General features: G+C 61.2%; 1 pseudogene. It reads left to right on the top strand.

What is annotated here, in order from left to right:
- Window positions 1-1,627: pseudogene (locus AC04SG_RS32755) on the top strand (hypothetical protein); the annotation flags it as partial.

The following is a 1,627-nucleotide window of genomic DNA, read 5'->3' as shown; positions in this document are numbered from 1 at the left end:
GTGCGGGCAGGTGGCCAGAGGAGCTGCCTCCCGTAGAAAGCTACGAACAGGATTTGCTTTGGGAGCTGACGGGCGAACCCGGCCCGTCGCCATCTCTCGAGCCGGTTTTGATAGGGCGGAGAAAGCAGCCTCTTTATTCCGAGGACGCTCGCCTTATTTCGGGGCTTGAGAAGGCCCTCTTCGAGGACAATGCCGCCGATGGCACTGCCAACGCCTATGTATCTTCTCTTCGCAGCTTCGGGCGCTGGCTCTTCGCAAATAACAAAGATCCGATTGCTGCTCGGCTCGACGACCGGTCGCTGACCGATGATGTGCGCGAGGCCATCGAAACGGGTCATAATGGGAGACTCCGTCCGGCAATGGACCATCTGCGGACCTTCCAGTTGACGGGCGGAGTCATGCCGATCACAGGCCGCGCTAAGCTAACTCCTCACCCCCAGGACGTGGCTCTCATCAAAGAATACAAAAACGAAGCAAGGACATCGACTGGCAGGTTGTATGCAGCTCTTCTTCGCATTTTCAGTGACTACCTGCGTCAGAACAACAAGCCGGGCATTGCTGGTCGGCTTTCGGGCACGTCGTTGGACGGCGATGTCAAGAGCTATAGGAGAGACGTCGGCGGTAGTAGGAATGTCGGTGCCGCACTGACTGATCTGCGAAAATCGCAGGCAGGCGCTAAAGTGATGAGACTCGAGCGCTATATTCCCCTCGTTCCTGATCCCGGAAACGCGATCCGGATGGAGCCGATGTCCGTCGGCGCCGCTGTTCAGCACAGCGCGTCGCAGGGCGCGGGCAGATGGCCAGATGAGCTGCCTCCGGTGGAAGGCTACGATCAGGATTTGCTTTGGGAGATGATGGACAACCCCGGCCCGTCGTCATCTCTCGAGCCAGCCGCGCGCCAGGTCCCCGGCGAGCCGATCGGTACATTTGCCAGCAGCCACCTCCTGCCAAGCGAGGAGGTCCTCATCAACGATGAGCGTGACACAGCGGGGTTGCGGCCAGCGAAGAGGCCGAGGACCCTGGACAATCCAGACGGCCTTGCCATTGAGCGGCAGCTGGGCGAGATCGCCAATTCAGGTGGTCGCCTGATGTCGTCGGCGGACCCCGTCCATCAACTGGGTGCATTGCCATCGCAGGCGCAGGACATCGTCCAGGCCGGACGGCAAGAACCTGCCCGGTTCGCCTCAACCTGGTGGCCGCAGATGCCGCTCAACTTTGATTGGAGTATGTGGCCGAACCCGGAAGCAGCATCAGCGCCCGCTGCCAGCGCCCGCCCAGACACCTACCGGGATTTTCCATTGGTTGATCTGACTGCGGCCACGCCGTCTGAATCACGCGACGATAATTCCGTGCCGGCGTTTGCGAGCATGTCCTACGATGCTCAGGTCGGGGCTTTGGGTGCGACCGCCCCGTCTCACGGCCGCGGGCTGGTGCTCCAGGACATGGAATGGCTGGGCGACGAGCATGTCCTGAGGGACTACCAGCTCCTGACGCAAGAGTTGCAGGGGAACAATCCGGGTCTGGCCGCCCGGACGCGGTTCGTGGATCCCCTCATAACCCTTGGCAGCCTGCGCTTGGGCACCGAGAGCGACATGCTACGCGCATTCCAGCGCATCGTTCATGATCA

It is taken from the genome of Mesorhizobium sp. CNPSo 4684 (genome assembly GCF_057784315.1).
The sequence above is the reverse complement of the archived record's forward strand: the minus strand, read 5'-3'. Positions and strand labels throughout refer to the sequence as shown.